Raw genomic sequence first — 18,503 nt, forward strand, 5'->3', positions numbered from 1 at the left:
ACCGGTGCGGGTCGCCGGGCTGCGAATCATTACCCGTTGGCCGATACGATTCGCCCACCTCAGTTGATTGACTATGGGAGGCAAAGCGGTGGCCACGGGGAAGGACCGGCAGAAGCAGCTGGCGCGCGAGCACTACGAGCGGCAGATGCAGCGCCGTCTCGAGCGCGAGCAGAAGTCCAAGCGCAACGCGATCATCGGCTCCACCGTGGGCGTCGTGATCGTCGTCGGCGGCATCGTGACCGCGGTCGCGCTGCTCGGCGGCAACGAGCCGGCGACGGAGGCAGCGGCCTCGCCCACGGCGTCGCCCGCCGACACCGCCACGGCGGCGCCCAGCGCGAGCACGGGGCCCAAGCCGTACAACGCGGCGACGGGCACCTGCGACTACGTCAAGGACACCGCCGGCGGGCAGGTCAAGGACGTCGGCATGCCGCCGGCGAAGGTCAAGACCACGCCCGCCACGAAGACGATGACGTTCAAGACGAGCCAGGGCGACATCGTGGTCGAGCTCGACAACGCCAAGGCGCCCTGCACGACCAACTCACTGGAGTTCCTGGCGAAGAAGAAGTACTACGACGGCAGCAAGTGCCACCGGCTCGGCAACGCCCAGTTCCCGATGCTGCAGTGTGGTGATCCGACCGCCAAGGCCGACGGCAAGAGCCAGGACGGCTCGGGCGGCCCCGGCTATGTCATGGCCGAGGAGAACCTCCAGGGCGCCCAGTACAAGCGCGGCGTGATGGCGATGGCCAAAACGCAGAACCCGGGCACCACGGGAAGCCAGTTCTTCCTCGTTTTCGGAGACATCCAGCTCGACCCGCTCTACACGCCGGTGGGTACGATCACCAAGGGGCTCGACATCCTGGACAAGGTGAACAAAGCAGGCGTCATCGCCGGCGGGGACGACGGGACCGGGGCGCCAAAGGAAACGGTCGAAATCAAAGACGTGACAATCAGCGCCAAGAGCTGACGTAATACAAACTAGGGACGAAGTAGTCCCGAAGGGTCTGATGGATAGTGCGGGAGGATACGGTGAGCACCGACCCGTGGGGCCGGGTAGACGACGACGGCACCGTCTACGTGCGTACGGCTGAGGGAGAGCGGGCCGTCGGCTCCTGGCAGGCCGGTGAACCCGAAGAGGCACTGGCCTACTTCCATCGCAAGTACGACGAGCTGGCTGGCCAGGTTCAGCTGCTCGAGCAGCGGGTCAGGGGCACAGATCTGGCTCCGGCCCAGGCCGAGGCCAGCATCGCCAAGCTGCGTGAGGCCGTGGCCGACGCCCATGCCATCGGCGACCTGGCCGCGCTGACGTCCCGGCTGGACGGCCTCACGGAGCTGGTCGCCCAGCGCCGTGAGGAGGTCAAGGCGGCCCGCGAGCAGGCGCGCGCCGAGGCCAGGTCGGTCAAGGAGCGCATCGTCGCGGAGGCCGAGCGCATCGCCGACGAGACCACCCACTGGAAGTCGGGTGGCGAGCGGCTGCGCCAGCTGGTCGAGGAGTGGAAGGCCGCGGACCGCATCGACAGGGTCACCGAGGCGGCGCTGTGGAAGCGGCTGTCGGCCGCCCGCACGGCGTTCGCCAAGCGGCGCAAGCAGTACTTCGCGGGGCTCGACGAGCAGCGCGAGGGGGTGCGCGCGGCCAAGGAGCGCATCGTCGCCGAGGCCGAGGCGCTCGCGGACTCCACCGACTGGGGCCAGACCGCGGCCGTCTACCGCGAGCTGATGCACCAGTGGAAGAGCGCGGGGCGGGCCTCGCGCGAGGCCGAGGACGACCTGTGGGCCCGCTTCAAGGCCGCCCAGGACCAGTTCTTCCAGGCCCGTTCGGCGGTCTTCGCCGAGCGGGACGCTTCGCTGGCCGCCAACGCACAGGTCAAGGAGGAGCTGCTGGCCGAGGCGGAGAAGATCCTCCCGGTCACCGACGTACGCACGGCCAGGGGCGCGCTGCGCCACATCCTGGAGCGCTGGGAGGCCGCGGGCCCGGTGCCGCGCGAGCAGCGCGACCGGCTCGAGGGCGGGCTGCGCAAGGTCGACGAGGCCGTGCGCAAGGCCGAGGACGCCGAGTGGAAGCGTTCCAACCCCGAGGCCAGGGCCCGCGCGCAGAGCACCGTCGACCAGCTGCGCACCTCGATCGAGCAGTTGGAGAAGCGGCTGGCCAAGGCGCAGGCGGCCGGGCGCGCCAAGGACGTCAAGGAGGCCGAGGAGGCCATCGTGGCCCGCCGCTCCTGGCTCGAGGAGGCCGAGCGCACGCTGGCCGAGTTCAGCTGACGTCGCTTTTCCCGCCCGATCGCGGGGAATCGGGCGGCACGCGGAGTGGCGTGCGATCTAGGCTGGCGACATGGATCCCGTCAGCGTCGCTCGTGCCCTCGTCGAGGAGATGTTCCCGGGGGCCCTGTACGCCTTCGTCGGCGGCAGCGTGCTCACCGAGCAGCGCACCAGCACCTCGGACCTGGACGTCGTCGTCGTGCTCGACGGCCTGCCCGTCCCCTATCGCGAGTCGCTGCGGTGGCGTGGGTGGCCGGTCGAGCTGTTCGTGCACAGCGAGACCAGCCTGCACGCCTATCTGGACAAGGACTTCGACCGGAGGCAGCCGACCCTGGTGCGCATGTGCGCCGAGGGCGCGGTGCTCGCCGACCGGACCAGCGGCCGGGCCAGCGACCTGCAGGCGGCGCTGAGCGAGCGCCTGGCGGCCGGTCCGGGCGGGTTGACGGACACGGAGGCCGAGCGGGCCAGATACGCGCTCTCCGACCTCCTGGACGACCTGTCGGGGGCGACGGATCCCGGCGAGCAGACGTTCATCCGATGGCAGGTGGTGCAGGAGACGGCCAGGATGGCGCTGGGGTTCGGGCGCAGGTGGCAGGGCAGCGGCAAGTGGCTGCTGCGCGAGCTGCGCGCGCACGACCCCGACCTGGCCGCCGAGCTGCTCGCCGCGCACGACGACCCGGCGCGGCTGGCGGCCGTGGCCTCGGACGCGCTCGAGCGGGCAGGAGGGCGTCTCTGGGAGGGGTACCGGGCCGAGGGTGACCCCTTCCACCGCCCGCTGCGTCACGTGCCCTCTGAGGAGCTCACGGGCGACACTGCCCAGAGCTCCGGCATGCGCCGGCTGGCGGCCGTCAGCGGGGCCACCGCCGGATCGGCGCGGTTGTGGATGGGGCAGACGCACGTCGCGCCCGCCACCCGCTCGTCCGACCATCACCACGGGGCGTCGGAGACGGCGATCTACGTGGTCAGCGGCACGCCGTCGTTCGTGTTCCTGGAGGGGGACCGGGAGGTGCGGCTGGACACCAAGCCGGGCGACTACGTCTTCGTGCCGCCGTACGTGCCGCATCGCGAGGAGAATCCGGACCCGTCGCAGGACGCGGTCGTGGTGATCGCCCGCAGCACCCAGGAGGCCATCGTCGTCAACCTCCCCGACCTCCGCCCCCGCTGACCCGCCGGCGGCGGGTCAGCTGCCGGCGCCGCTCACCCGGTAGACGTCGAAGACGCCCTGGATGCTGCGCACGGCCTTCAGGACGTGCCCCAGGTGCTTCGGGTCCCCCATCTCGAACGTGAACTTGCTGATCGCCACCCGATCCCGCGACGTCGTCACCGAAGCGCTCAGGATGTTGACGTGCTGATCGGACAACGTCCGGGTGACGTCGGACAGCAGCCGCGGCCGATCCAGCGCCTCCACCTGGATGGCCACCAGGAACACGCTGTCGTCGCTCGGCGACCAGCTGACCTCGACCAACCGGTCGGGCTGCGACTTGAGCTGCTGGACGTTGGTGCAGTCGGCACGATGCACGGACACGCCGTGCCCGCGGGTGACGAAGCCGACGATCTCGTCACCGGGCACCGGAGTGCAGCACTTCGACAGGCGTACCCACACGTCGGCATCCCCGGCGACGACCACGCCCGCGCCGCCCCCGCCCCGAGGGCGGCCGCGCAGCCGGGTCGGCAGGGCGGTCTCGGCGATGTCCTCCTCGGCGCTGTCGACGCCGCCGATCGAGGCCACGAGCTTCTGTACGACGGCCTGCGCCGCGATGTGCCCCTCCCCCACGGCCGCGTACAGCGCGGACACGTCGGGGTAGCGCAGGTCGCGGGCCAGCGCCAGCAGCGCCTCGCCGGACATCAGCCGCTGCAGCGGCAGCCCCTGCTTGCGCATGGCGCGGCCGATGGCCTCCTTGCCCGCCTCGATCGCGGTCTCGCGGCGCTCCTTGGAGAACCACTGCCGGATCTTGTTGCGGGCGCGGCCCGACTTGACGAACTTCAGCCAGTCGCGCGACGGCCCGGCGTCCGGCGACTTGGAGGTGAAGATCTCGACGGTGTCTCCGTTGCCGAGCCGCGACTCCAGTGGCACCAGCCGCCCGTTGACGCGCGCCCCGATGCAGCGGTGGCCCACCTCGGTGTGCACGGCGTAGGCGAAGTCGACCGGCGTGGCCCCCTCGGGCAGCGCGATGACCTGCCCCTTCGGGGTGAACACGTAAACCTCGGACACCGACAGGTCGAAGCGCAGCGAGTCAAGGAACTCGCCGGGGTCGGAGGTCTCCTTCTGCCAGTCGAGGAGCTGGCGCAGCCAGGCCATGTCGCTGCCGGGCTTGACCTTCCCCGGAGGGGCTCCGACCTCCTCTTTGTACTTCCAGTGCGCGGCCACGCCGTACTCGGCCCTGTGGTGCATCGCGTGCGTGCGGATCTGCAGCTCGACCGGCTTGCCCTCGGGACCGATCACCGTCGTGTGCAGCGACTGGTACATGTTGAACTTGGGCATCGCGATGTAGTCCTTGAACCGCCCAGGCACCGGGTTCCACCGGGCGTGAATGGTGCCGAGCGCCGCGTAGCAGTCGCGGACGCTGTCGACCAGGACGCGGATGCCCACCAGGTCGTAGATGTCGTCGAACGCCACATCACGCGCGATCATCTTCTGGTAGACCGAGTAGTAGTGCTTCGGCCGGCCCTTGACCATCGCGCGGATCTTCGCCTCGCGCAGGTCGCCGGAGACCTTCTCGATGACCTCCTGCAGGAACAGGTCCCTGCGCGGCGCCCGCTCCGACACCATGCGCGCGATCTCGTCGTAGCGTTTGGGGTAGAGCATGGCGAAGGCGAGGTCCTCGAGCTCCCACTTGATCGTGTTCATGCCCAGGCGGTGGGCCAGCGGGGCGAAGATCTCCAGGGTCTCACGGGACTTCTGGTGGCGTTTGTGCTCGGGCAGGTAGCGCATGGTGCGCATGTTGTGCAGCCGGTCGGCCAGTTTGATGATCAGCACGCGAATGTCACGTGCCATCGCGACGACCATCTTGCGTACGGTCTCGGCCTGCGCGGCGTCGCCGAACTTGACCTTGTCCAGCTTGGTCACGCCGTCCACCAGGGACCCGATGGTGTCGCCGAAGTCGCCGCGCAGCTCGTCGAGGCTGTAGGCGGTGTCCTCGACCGTGTCGTGCAGCAGCGCCGCGCACAACGTCTCGTCGTCGGTGCCGAGCTCGGCCAGGATGGTGGCCACAGCGAGCGGATGCGTGATGTACGGGTCGCCGGACTTCCGCTTCTGGTCGCGGTGGTGGTAGGCGGCCACGTCGTAGGCACGCTCGATCAGACGCAGGTCGGCCTTGGGGTGGGTGGCGCGGACCGTGCGGAACAGCGGCTCCAGCACAGGGTTCATGGCCCCTCCCCCAAACCGCCGCCGGCGCGTCGCCGGGACGCCGGCCGGCTCGGCACTGCCGGAGTCGGTTACGTCGGGCACGACCGCATCACGGGGCACACAGACTCCTCCCGCAATGACTCCTCCCGCAAAGGCTCCACACGCAATTGGCTCCTCACGTTCGAGTCCAGATCCCCCAGTGTATCCAGGCGGCGAACCCCGGCCGTCGCGGGCCGGGGTTCAGACGATCACCAGGGAATGCAGCTCCACTCCCGGCAACCGGTCACGGCCCTTGAGAAATGCCAGCTCCATGAGCACCGCGATGCCCACGACCTCGGCGCCGGCCCTCTCCACCAGATCCACGGCCGCCTTCGCCGTGCCGCCCGTGGCGAGCACGTCGTCGACGATGAGGGCCCGCTCGCCGGGCGCGAAAGCGTCGCGGTGCACCTCGATGGTCGCGGAGCCGTACTCCAGATCGTAGGACTCTTCCAGGGTTTCGGCGGGCAGTTTCCCCTTCTTCCGCACCGGCACGAATCCGGCCCCCGCCCGGTACGCCACCGGCGCGGCCAGGATGAACCCGCGGGCCTCGATTCCCACGATCTTGTCCACCTGGTACAGCCCGGCCAGTTCGTCCACCACGGCCGCCATCGCCACCGGGTCCGCCAGGAGCGGGGTGATGTCCTTGAACAGGACTCCCGGCTTGGGGTAGTCGGGGATGTCCCGGATCCTGTCCAAGATCATCGTGCTCAGCTCACTCATGGGGTTCCCTCGCCTCTCTCCAGCACCCGTGTGCCGGGCTCCATGATGGTGCATTCCAGCCCTCATCCCGGCCAGTCCGCCCAAGCCACGACGCCCCCGCCCGGTCATGGGCGAGGGCGTCGTCTACGCGGTCCGGGTTACCCGTTGGCTACCGCTGCGCTTTTGGAACCCTTCTTGCCACCACCCGTGGAGGCGAGCCTCTTGGCGATGGCCTGGTACTTCGGCTCCCGCTCCTTCAGCGTCACCAGCAACGGCGTGGCCACGCAGAGCGAGGAGTACGTACCGACGATCATGCCGACGAACAGGGCCAGCGACAGGTCCTTCAGCGTGCCCGCGCCGAGCAGCGTGGTGCCGATGAACAGGATCGCCGCCACCGGCAGGATCGCGACCAGCGAGGTGTTCAGCGACCGGATCAGCGTGTGGTTGAGCGCGTTGTTGGCCGCCATCGAGTACGTCATCTTCGACGTGTGCCCCAGCTTGGCCGTGACCTCCTTGATCATGTCGAACACCACGACCGCGTCGTAGAGCGAATAACCGAGGATGGTCAGGAAGCCCAGCAGGGTCGCCGGCGTGACCTCGAACCCCGACCAGGCGTAGACGCCGGCCGTGATGACGAGGTCGTGGATGAGCGCGACGATGGCCGCGAGGGCCATCTTCGGCTCGAACGCCATCGACAGGTACAAAATGATCGCCAGCATGAACACGGCCAGGCCGATCCAGGCCTTGTTGGAGACCTCACCACCCCACGAGGCGCCGATCGACTGGATGTCGACCTGGTCGGCCGGGACGCCGTAGGTCTTGGAGATGGCGGTCTGCACCTGGTTGGTGGTGCCCTCCGAGAGGGTCTCGGTGGTGACCCGCCAGCGGTTGCCCGCGGTCTGCACGATCGGCTGGTGCACGCCCTCCTCGCGGAAGGTCTCGCGCACCGTCTCGATGCTCGCGCTGGGCGCGCTGAAGGAGAAGACGTTGCCGCCCTTGAACTCAACGCCCAGGTTGAGCCCGTTGATCAGCAGACCCGCGAGCGACACGATCAGCAAAAGGCCCGACAGGCTGTACCACAGCCTCCACTTGCCGACGAAGTCGACGTCGATCTCGCCGCGGTAGAGGCGACGTGCGAGTCCCATCTCAGGCCTCCTGCGGGGTGGTCGTGCGCTTGGCCGTGCTGGTCTCGCTCATGCGCTCCGCGTCGAGACCGGACAGCGGGTGCCCCTTGGCGAAGAACTTCAGCTTCGCCAGCACGGCGATGAACGGCTTGGTGAACAGGAACACCACCACGACGTCGATCAACGTGGTCAGGCCCATCGCGAACGCGAACCCGGCCACGCCGCCCACCGCCAGGAAGTAGAGCACGATCGCGGCGATGAACATGACGGCGTCGGCGATCAGGATCGTGCGCCGGGCACGAACCCAGGCCACCTCGACGGCCGCGCGGAGCGTACGGCGGCCTTCCTTCATCTCGTCGCGTATACGTTCGAAGTACACGATGAAGGAGTCGGCGGTGATGCCGATCGAGACCACCAAGCCGATGATGTGCGGCAGCGACAGCCGGAAGTTGGCGTTCGTGCCGAGCACGACCACCGACGTGTACGTGATGACCGTGGCCACCACGAGGCTCAGCACCGCCACGATGCCCAGGCCCCGGTAGTAGAACAGGCAGTAGACCAGGACGAGCGCCAGGCCGATGATGCCCGCGATCAGGCCGCCCCGCAGCTGGTCCTGCCCCAGGGTCGAGGAGACCGTGTCGACGGAGCTGCGGTTGAACTTCAGCGGCAGCGCGCCGTACTTCAGCTGGTCGGCCAGGGCGGTGGCGCTGGCCTGGTTGAAGCCGCCGGTGATCTCGGCCCGGCCGCCGGGGATCGGGCTGATGATGTTGGGCGCGGTGATGACGACGCCGTCGAGGACGACCGCGACCTTGTTACGCGGCTCCTGCGAGTTGTAGGCCTTCGTGGTCAGGTCGCTCCACGCGCCCGCGCCCTTGCTCTTGAAGTCGAGCTGGACGATCCACTCGGTGGTGCCCTGCTGGACGCCCGCGCTGGCCGTGTCGATGTCGGTGCCGACGACCTTGGCGACGTCGAGGACGTACTTGTAGCTGCCGTCGGTCTCGCAGGCGGCGAACTGCTTGGCCGGGTCGTCCTGGACGCCCTGGCCGCGCTTCTTCGGGTCGGTGCAGTCGAGCGCCTGGAACTGCTTGAGCACCGCGGGGTCGATGCCTTGGGTGTCGATCCCGGCGTTGGGGTCCTGCATCGGCGGCGTGCTGACCTGGGCGGACGGGCTCGCCGTCGGCGTGGCCTTGGCGTTCTGGTCCTTCTTGCCCTGCTGCTGGCCGGTTTGCGTGGCGGACGGCTGCGCGCTCGGGGTGGGCGCGGTCAGCGCCGACGACAGGGCCTTGCCCGTCGGAGAGGCGCTGGGCGCCGGCGTGCCCGCCGACTGGGTCGGCTTGGCGGACTGCTCGGTCGACGGCTTGGCCGACCCGGTCGCCGAAGGCGAGGCCGCCGGGGTGGGCGCGTTGGTGGCCAGCTCCTGCGGAATCTGCGTGGCCTGCATGGCGAGCACCTGGCGGAAGCGCAGCTCTGCGGTCGTGGCGACCAGCTGGATGGCCTCATTCTGTCCGACGCCCGGGATGGAGATGATGATGTTGTCGCCTGACTTGGCGACCTCCGCATCGGAGATGCCGGTGCCGTTGACGCGCGTGCGGATGATGTTGACCGCGCGGTCCAGGATCTCCTCGGGAGGAGAGGTACCGTTCTGCGTCACGGGGGACAGGGTCACCGTCGTGCCGCCGGCGAGGTCGAGTCCCAGCTTGGGCGTGTACGCCTGCTGCAGGAGCATCGTCCCGCCCAGGGCGAGGATGAGCGCCAGCAGCACCAGGAGCGTTCGCCCCGGTCGGCTGTGGCGGCTGGTCGGTCGGGCCACTGGTCGTCAGTTCTTTCGGATAGAGGTTTGTCGCAGAGCTTAGTCAGGACTGCTTGGTGCTGGAGTCCTCGCCGTCGTTACGATCCACGGTGGAGCCGGACTCGTGCTTGTCGTCCCCGGACTCGTCGGCGTCCCGCTCCTCAGCCGCCGCAGGCTCGCCGGGCGCGATGACGCGCCCGATCGCGGCCTTCACCCAGCGGGTCTCGATGCCGGGGGAGACCTCGAGGACGACGTCGTCATTGTCCACCGCGACGACGGTCGCGAACAGGCCTGTCGTGGTCATGACGCGAGTGCCTGGTGTCAGGGAGTTCTGCATCTTGACCGCCTCTTGCTGCCGCTTGCGCTGGGGGCGGATCAGCAGGAAGTAGAACACCACCACCAGAAGAATCAGCGGCAGGATGCTACCGAGTTGTCCCATGTCCATAAGGGGCGACCTTCCATTGTCGTACAAAAAGTTGACACCGGCCTCGCGCCGGAAATTCCGTGCGTTGCGTCGGGCCGCGCCGCTCAGCCCGTCAGCCTACACAGCCAGCCAAGCCACGGAGTGTAGGCGCTTGTTGCGAAACGCGGCAACGAGGCAGCGTTTCGGCGCGCGGGGAAGTTCCCGATTTGAAACGGTTGCAACCGTTCTGTGATCAGTCGAAAAGTGACGCTCCGAACGCATCCGGTGGCGGTGTCATTCCAAGATGCGCCCACGCGGAGGCGGTCGCCACCCGGCCGCGCGGGGTCCTGGCCAGCAGCCCCTGGCGTACGAGGAACGGCTCGGCCACCACTTCGACCGTCTCCGGCTCCTCCCCCACGGCCACGGCCAGCGTCGACAGGCCGACCGGGCCACCGCCGAACTTCCTCAGCAGCACGCCGAGCACCGCCCGGTCGAGCCGGTCGAGCCCTTCGGCGTCGACTTCGTACAGGTTGAGCGCCGCGGAGGCGATCTCACGGTTGATCACACCGCCGGCGCGCACGTCGGCGAAGTCTCGTACGCGTCTCAGCAGGCGATTGGCGATGCGGGGCGTGCCGCGCGAGCGCCTGGCGATCTCGTGCGCGCCCTCGGCGGGAACCTCGACGCCGAGCAGCTTGGCCGAGCGGAAGAGCACCTGCTCCAGCTCGGGCACCTCGTAGAAGTCCATGTGGGCGGTGAAGCCGAACCTGTCACGCAGCGGCGCGGGCAGCAGCCCGGCTCGCGTGGTGGCGCCGACCAGGGTGAACGGCGCGATCTCGAGCGGGATGGCGGTGGCGCCCGGGCCCTTCCCGACGACGATGTCGACCCGGAAGTCCTCCATGGCGAGGTAGAGCATCTCCTCGGCCGGCCTGGCCATCCTGTGGATCTCGTCGATGAACAGCACCTCGCCCTCGGCCAGCGTGGACAGGATCGCGGCGAGGTCGCCCGCCCGCTCCAGCGCCGGGCCCGAGGTGATGCGCAGCGGCGCGTTGAGCTCGGCCGCCACGATCATGGCCAGGGTGGTCTTGCCGAGTCCCGGGGAGCCGCTCATCAGCACGTGGTCGGGCGGGCGCCGCCGGCGCAGGGCGCTCTCGAGCACGAGCGACAGCTGCTCCCGCACGCGGCCCTGGCCGATGAACTCGCTGAGCCGCTTGGGCCGCAGGGCCGCCTCGATCTGCAGCTCGTCACCCGCGACATCGGCCGACACGAGCTCGCGCTCAAATCCCTCGCCCACCACACCTCCTCACCGGAACCGAACCTCAGGGTCCGAAGCTCTCACCGTACGGCTCCCGGCACTCACCGCGCAGCGACGGCGGGCGGTTGTTCGGCCACGGAAACCAGCAGAGATCGCGTTCGTCACGGCACGCGCGATCATCGCACGCTCAGCGATCGCAGTGCCGCCTTCAACAGGGCGGCGACCTGGGGCTGACGGCCGGCGGCAAGCTCGGCGTCGGCGTCCGGCTCCACGACGGCGATCGCCTCGTCGGCGTCCTTGCTGGAGTAGCCCAGGCCCACGAGGCCCGAGTGGACCTGGTCGCGCCACGTGGCCGCCCGCCGCTCCCCGTTGAGCGCGGCGTTGACGGCCTCCTCAGGCGTCCCGAGCCGGTCCTTGAGCTCCAGCACGATGCGCTGGGCGCCCTTCTGCCCGATGCCCGGCACCTGCGTGAGCGCCTTGAGGTCGGCGCTCGCCACGGCCACCCGCAGCGCGTTGGGCGTGTGCACGGCGAGCATGGCCAGAGCCAGCTTGGGCCCGACGCCGCTGGCGGTCTGCAGCAGCTCGAACACGGCCCGCTCGTCGTCGGTGGCGAAGCCGTAGAGGGTGAGCGACTCCTCGCGCACCACCAGCGACGTGGCCAGCCGGGCCTCCTCGCCGACGCGCAGCGTGGCGAGCGTGCCCGGCGTGCAGTGGGTGAGCATGCCGACGCCGCCGACCTCGATGACCGCCCCCTCCGGCGCGATCGCCGTCACCCGTCCCGCCACCGACGCGATCACAGGTCCCCCTCCGCCCTCGACGCGTTCATCGCCTGACGTCCTTTCGGGTGGCTCGGGCCAGGGCCTCGGCGAGCCGGGACTGGGCGCCGCCGCGCCACACGTGGCAGATGGCCAGGGCGAGCGCGTCGGCGGCGTCGGCGGGCTTGGGCATCTCGGGCAGGCGCAGCAGGCGGGTGACCATGGCGCCGATCTGCTTCTTGTCGGCGGTGCCGCTGCCGGTGATGGCGGCCTTGACCTCGGACGGCGTGTGCAGCGCCACGGGCAGCCCGCGCCTGGCGGCGCACAACACCGCGATGCCGGCGGCCTGGGCGGTGCCCATGACGGTGCGTACGTTGTGCTGGCTGAAGACCCGCTCGACCGCCACCGCGTCGGGACGGACGTCGTCGAGCCACTGCTCGATCCCCGCCTCGATGCCGATGAGCCGAGCGCCGAGCTCCTCGTCCGCGCCGGTGCGGACCACCCCGACGCCCACCAGCGTCAGCGGCGTGCCCGGACGCCCCTCGACGGCCCCCAGGCCGCACCGGGTCAGCCCCGGATCGACGCCCATCACCCGCACCGGCCTGCCCCTCCCGCGCCGCCGAACACCTGTTCGGCACCAGACTCTACCCCGGCCGGGATGCCCGCGCACCGTGAAACGCCCGCCCCACCGGCTCAAGCGCACACCCGCGCGTGGAACGGCCTGTCAGAAGTAGTCGAGCATGTAGGGCTTGGCGGCGAAGACGGTGTCGAGGGCCTCGTCGTGCCGGTCGTCACCGGACATGAGCCCGGCGAGCCGGAGCGTGCCCGTCGGAACGCCCGAGTACAGGGCGGCCAGGCCGTTCGCGCTGAGCACCGCGCCGGGCGCGCCGCCCCCGGACTCCCCGATCGGCGTGGCGGCGCCGGACCCGCCGGAGAACTCCAGCCGCCACGTGCCGCCACCCCGCACCGGATCCTCCACGGTGACGACGGCCTCGCAGCTCACGGGCAGCGGATAGCCCCTGCGCTCCACCGCGGCGGCCACGTCCAGCACCCTGAACATCCACCGCACCTGCTTGACCTGCTCCTTCCCGCGCTCGCGCAGCAACCACAACACCGGGTCGTCGGGCGCCACGGGCGCGATGACGTGCTGCGCGATCGAGGAGGCGGTGCCGACCAGGGACCACAAGGTCCTGGCGGTCTCCTCGGAGCCGGCGACGAGGTTTTCGACCAGGATGTCGTCGCCCTTCCAGCGGTAGATCAGGAAGCCGTCGCCGGCGAGGTAGAGGAAGTCGTCCTCGTCCTCGAGCCACAGGTTCCAGGTGCGCTCGTCCCAGGAGACCGGCCCGCTGGCGCGGGCGGCGCCGTACACGCGGTGCAGCACGGAGATGACCTCGGCGGCGTCACCGGGCACCATCCTGCGCAGCTTGACGTCCCCGGACGGCCGGATCTGGCGTAGTGCCTCGGCGGGGAGCCGCACGTTGTGCTGCGCTCCGGCGTGCTCGTAGCCGAGGGCCCGGTAGATGGGCGTGGTGGCCGGGTACAGCACGGACACCGCGTCGCCGAGGGACAGGGCCCGGTCGATGACGGCCCGCATGATCTTCGTTCCGACGCCGCGGCCGCGATCCTCGGGGCTGACGGTGACGCCCGCGATCCCGGCCATCGGCTGCGGCCGGCCGTGCCACCACTGCGTGAACTGCCGCAGCCGGGCGGCGGCGGTCAGCCTGGAACCGTCGAACGCGCCCAGATAGCGGCCCTCACCGAGCAAGGGGATCGACGCGCGGCGCCACCGCTCGGTGTCGGCCGCCGACAGCGGGCCGAACGAGCGCTTGCGGAGGTCGAGGACGTCGTCCAGGTCCTCGGGAGTCAGATCGCGAATTTCCACAACCGCCCAACCTACGCAGCCGGGTACGCTACCGCGAACCATTTGTGCTGACGGCGAGCCGGTCCAGGTAAAGCAGCTGAGCTGCCACGACGGCGGCCAGCGCGACGGCGACCACGAGCAGCGGCGTGGTGACGCCGACTCCGGGCGTGGTGGCGGCGAACGACCTGAGCTCGAACATCTGGGCCACGGGCGCGGTCGACAGATCGCGTCGCTGGGCGACCAGCAGCGGCCAGAACAGGTCCTGGGCGTTCACCAGCGCGACGGCACCGGCCAGGATGCCCGCCATGGGCAGGGAGGGCAGCACGACGCCGCTGAAGAAGTCCTTGTCGTTCCGCTCGGCCAGTCCCTTGCACAGCAGGGTGAGCACGAACAGGGCGGGCACGCTCACCAGCAGGAACGGAAAGAGCGCGAGGAAGGTGTCGATCAGGCCGAGGTTACGCATGTTCTGCCAGTTCGCGACGCCCAGGGGGCCCGGGCCGACGAACAACCAGGGCGCGAAGGCCAGCAGCAGCCACTCGCTCCCGCGCCCCAGCGGCCGCAGGCCGCCGATGCCGAGTGCGGCCAGATAGGCGACCCCGACCGACACCAGCGCTCCGGTGACGGCCGGCACCCAGGTGTTGACCTGCGTACGCAGCCCGCCCGCCTCGCTGCCGGTCGTGCCCAGCACGCCGGAGATCCAGGGCCAGGCCAGCACGATCCCCACGGCCAGGAAGAGCACCAGCGCCGCCACCCCGACGACGACGCCGACCGTCTTCGGCGACCCGTCCGAGCCGCCGGGACCGGAGACCGGTCCAGGAGGCGCCGCGGGCCCCGCCGACGGGGCGCCGGCGCGGGTGAGCGTGATGCGCAGCCTGGCCGCCACGGCGACGACGGTGGCGACGATGCCCAGCACGCCGAGGAGGACCCCCGTGAGGGCCGCAACGGCCGCGCCAGAGCCGAACCTGGCGTCTCTGAAGGCAAGGTTGTACTGGAGGCCCGCGAGCGTCTCTGTGGACCGCTGAGGGCCGCCACCGGTGAGGACCAGCCCGATCGAGAAGGTCTGCAGGCCGACGGCGACGGCGGCGAGTGCCACGAGCACGCCGACGACGAGCATGGCGGGCACCGCGGTGCCGCCGCGCAGAGCGGGCAGGAACGCGATGACCGCCAGCGCGCACACCACGCCGAACGTCGCGGCGCCGATGATCAACCGCAGCGTCCCCGGCGCCGTGTCCGGCTCACGCAGCCCCTCCGCCAGCGCGAGCATGCCGGTCGCCTCCGGCCGCAGCCCCTGCATCCAGGCCGCCGCCACGCCCACGGGCGAGAACGTGACGACCGCCAGGGACAGCACGACCCGCCCGGCCCGCCGCGTCCAGGTGCCGCCCCAGTCGAGGGCCAGCGCCAGCAGCGGCGCCACCACCACGGCCACGAGCAGCGGCACGACGGTCAGCGAGACGGTGAAGCCGAGCGCCCGCAAGAACCCGGCGTCGTCCAGCAACTCGGCGTAGTTGGACATCCCCGTGTACGTGCTCTCCTTGAGGATGCCGCCGCTCTGGAAGCTGAGCCAGATCGTCTGGGCCGTCGGCAGCACCAGCGTGATGAGGGTGCCGAAGAGTGCGGGCACGGCCAGCAGCCAGCCGATCGCCCGATAGGACGTCTGCGGGGGGTTGGGGGAAGTCACGTCGCCCGACCCTACGCCGCTCCCGCCCGATCGCGCACCTCAGACGGTACGAGACCCCGGGCTTTCGCCTCCACGCGCGACGTGCTCACACGCAAGCCGGGCCCCGGCGGGAAACCGGGGCCCCTGGGCAGGAAGGGGGCGCCTACTCGGCGCCCAGGCGCTCCAGCACGGCGTCGCTGACGTCGAAGTTGGCGAAGACGTTCTGCACGTCGTCGCTGTCCTCCAGCGCCTCGATGAGGCGGAACACCTTCTTGGCGCCGTCCTCGTCCAGCGGCACGCTCATCGTCGGCAGGAAGCCCGACTCCGCCGAGTCGTAGTCGATCCCGGCCTCCTGCAGCGCCTTGCGCACCGGCACCAGGTCGCCGGCCTCGGAGACGACCTCGAACGAGTCGCCCAGGTCGTTGACCTCCTCGGCGCCCGCCTCCAGCACGGCCATCAGCACGGTGTCCTCGTCGAGCCCGTCCTTGGGCACGATGACGACGCCCTTGCGGTTGAACATGTAGGACACGGACCCGGGGTCGGCCAGGGAGCCGCCGTTGCGGGTCAGCGCGACCCGCACCTCGGAGGCGGCGCGGTTGCGGTTGTCGGTGAGGCACTCGATGAGCACCGCGACGCCGCCGGGCGCGTAACCCTCGTACATGATGGTCTGCCAGTCGGCGCCGCCGGCCTCCAGGCCGCCACCGCGCTTGCGGGCCCGCTCGATGTTGTCGTTGGGCACGGAGTTCTTCTTCGCCTTGAAGATGGCGTCGAAGAGGGTGGGGTTGGCGTCCGGGTCAGGGCCACCGGTGCGGGCCGCCACTTCGATGTTCTTGATGAGCTTGGCGAACAGCTTGCCCCGCTTGGCGTCGAGCGCGGCCTTCTTGTGCTTCGTCGTCGCCCATTTGGAGTGGCCGGACATTACTTAGAGCTCCCTAACCATGTCTACGAAGTAACGGTGCACGCGAGCGTCCCCGGTGAGTTCGGGGTGGAACGATGTCGCGAGCAGCGGACCTTGACGGACTGCGACGATCCTATCCCCAGGCTCGCACCGGCCCAGCACTTCCACGTCGGCGCCGAGGGATTCGACCCAGGGGGCGCGGATGAACACCGCGTGCACCCGTCCGCCCGCGAAGTCCAGATCCGACTCGAACGAGTCCACCTGACGACCGAACGCGTTGCGCCTGACCACCATGTCGATGCCGCCGATCGTCTGCTGCCCGGCGATGCCGTCCTCGATCCTGTCGGCCAGCATGATCATGCCGGCGCAGGAGCCGTAGGCGGGCATGCCTTCCTTGACCCGCATCCGCAGCGGCTGGAGCATGTCGAAGGTCTCGGCGAGCTTCCACATGGTGGTGGACTCGCCGCCGGGGATGACGAGGGCGTCGACCGCGTCCAGCTCGGCCGGTCTGCGGACGGCGTGGGCCGTCGCGCCTGCCTCCTGAAGCATGCGCACATGCTCGCGCACGTCTCCTTGGAGAGCGAGTACACCGATCGTGGGCACAGTCGATCCTTCCGTCTGGGTGCGGGTTCCGACAATTCAACACCAGGATGGCCTGGCATCTTCCTACAGCGCCAGCTTGACGTAGACGGGCTTGTGGTCGGACAGGGTCACGCGGCGGTCGACGTGGCAGCGCCGCACCGTGCCTTTGGGGGCGAACAGGTAGTCGAGCTTCTTGCCCTCGCGGGTCCAGCGTCCGGTGCGCCGCGCGCCGCGCTGGTCGCATTCCTGGTACGCCCGGTAGAACGGCACGACGGCGCGGCGGCCCGCGGCGCTGCCGTACCCGCTGTCCGGGGGCGCCACGTTGAGGTCGCCGCCGATGATCGCGCGGTAGCCGGGCTTGGTGGCGAGCTCGAGCAGCCGCTTGAGCTGCCGGGTTCGGTACGGGGCGCCGGGCTGCCGGTCGTCGTACTGGGCGCCGGAGGACAGGTGGGTGCCGCAGGCGTGGACCTTCCTGGCGGGGACGGTCGCGCAGACGGCGGCGCGCTTGACGTACCAGGGCGGCGCGGGCAGCGGGTGGATCTTGAACGTGGCGTCGCCCGCCACCGCTACGGCGATGCTCTGCGCGCCCCGGGGACGCCCTAGCCGGTCGGGGTGGCACGCGTACGGGGCGCCGCCGCCCGCGAGCAGGCCCCACGAGCCGATGGTCCATCGGCGGCCGGTGCGCTGCTCCAGCCATGACTTCAGGGTGCCGGTCGCGCCCGTGCAGAACTCCTGCAGGAAGATCACATCGGGCTTGACCGGCTGGTTGAGCGCGTACGTGCCGATCGTCTCCGCCAGTTCGACCGAGCTCGCGCGATAGAGGCGGCAGTCGGAGTTGGTGCCGGTGCAGACGTTCCAGGTCATCACCGACAGCTGGTCGACACGCGCGGGCGCCGTGAGCAACCCGGCCACAAGCAGCAGCACGTGTCCCACCATGGTGGGACATCCTAGCGAGCGGGCACCGGCTCGGCGCCGACGTGCACGAGGGCGCTCAGGTGGTGGCGCTTGAGGTACAGGATGGCCATGGCGACCAGGCAGCAGGCGGCGCCCAGCGCGTACGGCACGGCGACGCCGATCTCCTCACCCGGCTTCGTGGCGAGGAACGGGGCGAGCGCGCCACCCATCCAGCGGACGAAGTTGTAGCCCGCGGAGGCGACGGGCCTGGGCGCGTCGGAGACCTCCATGGCGGACTCGGTGAAGACGGTGTTGTTGAGCCCGATGGGGATGCCGGACAGGATCGTGCACACGATGATCCCGGTGTGGATCCCGGCGTGCCCGGACAGCGCGATGCCGATCTGCAGAACGGCCAGCAGGGCCAGCGACAGGTGCAGCACCTTCACGGAGCCGACCCTGCGCTGGAGCGGTGGCGCGCCGAAGACCGAGGCCAGCGCCACGCAGACGCCCCAGCCGAAGAGGACGGCGCCGAGCCCGTACGGGGACGGCGCAGGATTCCGCCGCCGGCTGTCATGCGTGCTCCTTACTGGGGTTTTCCGCCGAGCTTGGCCAGGACCGGTAGCGCGGCCGCGAGCGCGGCCCGCTCCTCGCCGGTGAGCGCGGCCAGCTCCGTGGTCAGGTGGGCGATCCTGGCCTGCCGCACGGCGCGCAGCCGGTCGCGGCCCTCGCCGGTCAGCTCGACCGTCCTGACGCGCGCGTCCGCCGGGTCGGAGCCGCGGGCCACCAGGCCGGCGTCCTCCAGGCGGTTGATCTGCACGGTCATGGTCGGCAGCTGTACGGCGTGCTCTTCGGCCAGCTCGGTCATGCGTCGGGGGCCGTGTTCCAGCGAGCCGAGCACGGCGTACTGCTACTTGGCCTGGCTGATATTCCGGCGGAGAAAGCCCGGCCGTA

Annotated in this window: 18 protein-coding genes; 3 read left to right on the top strand and 15 right to left on the bottom strand. The window is 70.2% G+C overall.

Annotation, left to right across the window (positions count from 1 at the left end):
* The first annotated feature begins 88 nt into the window (after window positions 1–88).
* The 3 genes from ETD86_RS04135 to ETD86_RS57895 all read left to right on the top strand — a co-directional run bounded on the left by ETD86_RS04135 (window position 89) and on the right by ETD86_RS57895 (window position 3,418).
* The gene (locus tag ETD86_RS04135) at window positions 89–964 is read left to right on the top strand and encodes a peptidylprolyl isomerase (RefSeq protein WP_342779223.1); all 876 of its coding nucleotides are present in this window, start codon (window positions 89–91) and stop codon (window positions 962–964) included.
* Between the two features lie 62 nt (window positions 965–1,026).
* Window positions 1,027–2,256 (top strand): DUF349 domain-containing protein, encoded by a 1,230-nt coding sequence (locus tag ETD86_RS04140; RefSeq protein ID WP_138664738.1) that lies wholly within the window; start codon window positions 1,027–1,029, stop codon window positions 2,254–2,256.
* Window positions 2,257–2,326: 70 nt separating this feature from the next.
* Complete coding sequence (locus ETD86_RS57895; RefSeq protein ID WP_246147603.1) at window positions 2,327–3,418, top strand: cupin domain-containing protein; 1,092 nt, start codon at window positions 2,327–2,329, stop codon at window positions 3,416–3,418.
* 15 nt (window positions 3,419–3,433) lie between these two features.
* Here ETD86_RS57895 and ETD86_RS04155 read toward each other — a convergent pair whose 3' ends face one another.
* From ETD86_RS04155 to ETD86_RS04225, 15 genes are all read right to left on the bottom strand, one after another.
* Window positions 3,434–5,620 (bottom strand): RelA/SpoT family protein, encoded by a 2,187-nt coding sequence (locus ETD86_RS04155; RefSeq protein WP_138664739.1) that lies wholly within the window; start codon window positions 5,618–5,620, stop codon window positions 3,434–3,436.
* 219 nt (window positions 5,621–5,839) lie between these two features.
* On the bottom strand, window positions 5,840–6,358 hold the full coding sequence (locus ETD86_RS04160; RefSeq protein WP_138664740.1) for an adenine phosphoribosyltransferase: 519 nt from the start codon (window positions 6,356–6,358) through the stop codon (window positions 5,840–5,842).
* A gap of 137 nt (window positions 6,359–6,495) precedes the next feature.
* Window positions 6,496–7,482: a protein translocase subunit SecF gene (gene secF, locus ETD86_RS04165; RefSeq protein ID WP_138664741.1), complete on the bottom strand. Its 987-nt coding sequence runs from the start codon at window positions 7,480–7,482 to the stop codon at window positions 6,496–6,498.
* Window position 7,483: 1 nt separating this feature from the next.
* Window positions 7,484–9,271 carry a protein translocase subunit SecD gene (gene secD, locus ETD86_RS04170; protein ID WP_342779224.1) on the bottom strand — a complete coding sequence of 596 codons (1,788 nt, stop codon included), beginning with the start codon at window positions 9,269–9,271 and terminating at the stop codon, window positions 7,484–7,486.
* A 43-nt stretch (window positions 9,272–9,314) separates the two neighbouring features.
* Entirely contained in the window at window positions 9,315–9,689 is a 375-nt protein-coding gene (yajC, locus tag ETD86_RS04175) for a preprotein translocase subunit YajC (RefSeq protein WP_138664742.1), read from the bottom strand.
* A gap of 217 nt (window positions 9,690–9,906) precedes the next feature.
* Window positions 9,907–10,947, bottom strand: a complete 1,041-nt coding sequence (gene ruvB / locus ETD86_RS04180; RefSeq protein WP_138664743.1) for a Holliday junction branch migration DNA helicase RuvB — start codon at window positions 10,945–10,947, stop codon at window positions 9,907–9,909.
* Window positions 10,948–11,081: 134 nt separating this feature from the next.
* Window positions 11,082–11,702, bottom strand: a complete 621-nt coding sequence (ruvA, locus tag ETD86_RS04185; protein ID WP_138664744.1) for a Holliday junction branch migration protein RuvA — start codon at window positions 11,700–11,702, stop codon at window positions 11,082–11,084.
* A gap of 25 nt (window positions 11,703–11,727) precedes the next feature.
* A complete protein-coding gene (gene ruvC / locus ETD86_RS04190; RefSeq protein ID WP_138664745.1) occupies window positions 11,728–12,258 on the bottom strand; it encodes a crossover junction endodeoxyribonuclease RuvC in 531 nt (176 codons plus the stop codon).
* Between the two features lie 126 nt (window positions 12,259–12,384).
* Entirely contained in the window at window positions 12,385–13,542 is a 1,158-nt protein-coding gene (locus tag ETD86_RS04195; protein ID WP_246147604.1) for a GNAT family N-acetyltransferase, read from the bottom strand.
* A gap of 28 nt (window positions 13,543–13,570) precedes the next feature.
* Window positions 13,571–15,199 carry a sugar ABC transporter permease gene (locus tag ETD86_RS04200; RefSeq protein ID WP_138664746.1) on the bottom strand — a complete coding sequence of 543 codons (1,629 nt, stop codon included), beginning with the start codon at window positions 15,197–15,199 and terminating at the stop codon, window positions 13,571–13,573.
* 142 nt (window positions 15,200–15,341) lie between these two features.
* Window positions 15,342–16,097 (bottom strand): YebC/PmpR family DNA-binding transcriptional regulator, encoded by a 756-nt coding sequence (locus tag ETD86_RS04205; protein ID WP_138664747.1) that lies wholly within the window; start codon window positions 16,095–16,097, stop codon window positions 15,342–15,344.
* Window positions 16,098–16,100: 3 nt separating this feature from the next.
* Entirely contained in the window at window positions 16,101–16,679 is a 579-nt protein-coding gene (gene pdxT / locus ETD86_RS04210; RefSeq protein ID WP_138664748.1) for a pyridoxal 5'-phosphate synthase glutaminase subunit PdxT, read from the bottom strand.
* 63 nt (window positions 16,680–16,742) lie between these two features.
* A complete protein-coding gene (locus ETD86_RS04215; RefSeq protein ID WP_170222875.1) occupies window positions 16,743–17,582 on the bottom strand; it encodes an endonuclease/exonuclease/phosphatase family protein in 840 nt (279 codons plus the stop codon).
* Between the two features lie 23 nt (window positions 17,583–17,605).
* Entirely contained in the window at window positions 17,606–18,052 is a 447-nt protein-coding gene (locus ETD86_RS04220; RefSeq protein WP_246147606.1) for an MFS transporter, read from the bottom strand.
* A gap of 83 nt (window positions 18,053–18,135) precedes the next feature.
* A complete protein-coding gene (locus tag ETD86_RS04225; RefSeq protein WP_246147607.1) occupies window positions 18,136–18,450 on the bottom strand; it encodes a MarR family winged helix-turn-helix transcriptional regulator in 315 nt (104 codons plus the stop codon).
* Window positions 18,451–18,503: the final 53 nt, after the last annotated feature.

Source organism: Nonomuraea turkmeniaca, assembly GCF_005889735.1.
GTDB lineage: Bacteria > Actinomycetota > Actinomycetes > Streptosporangiales > Streptosporangiaceae > Nonomuraea > Nonomuraea turkmeniaca.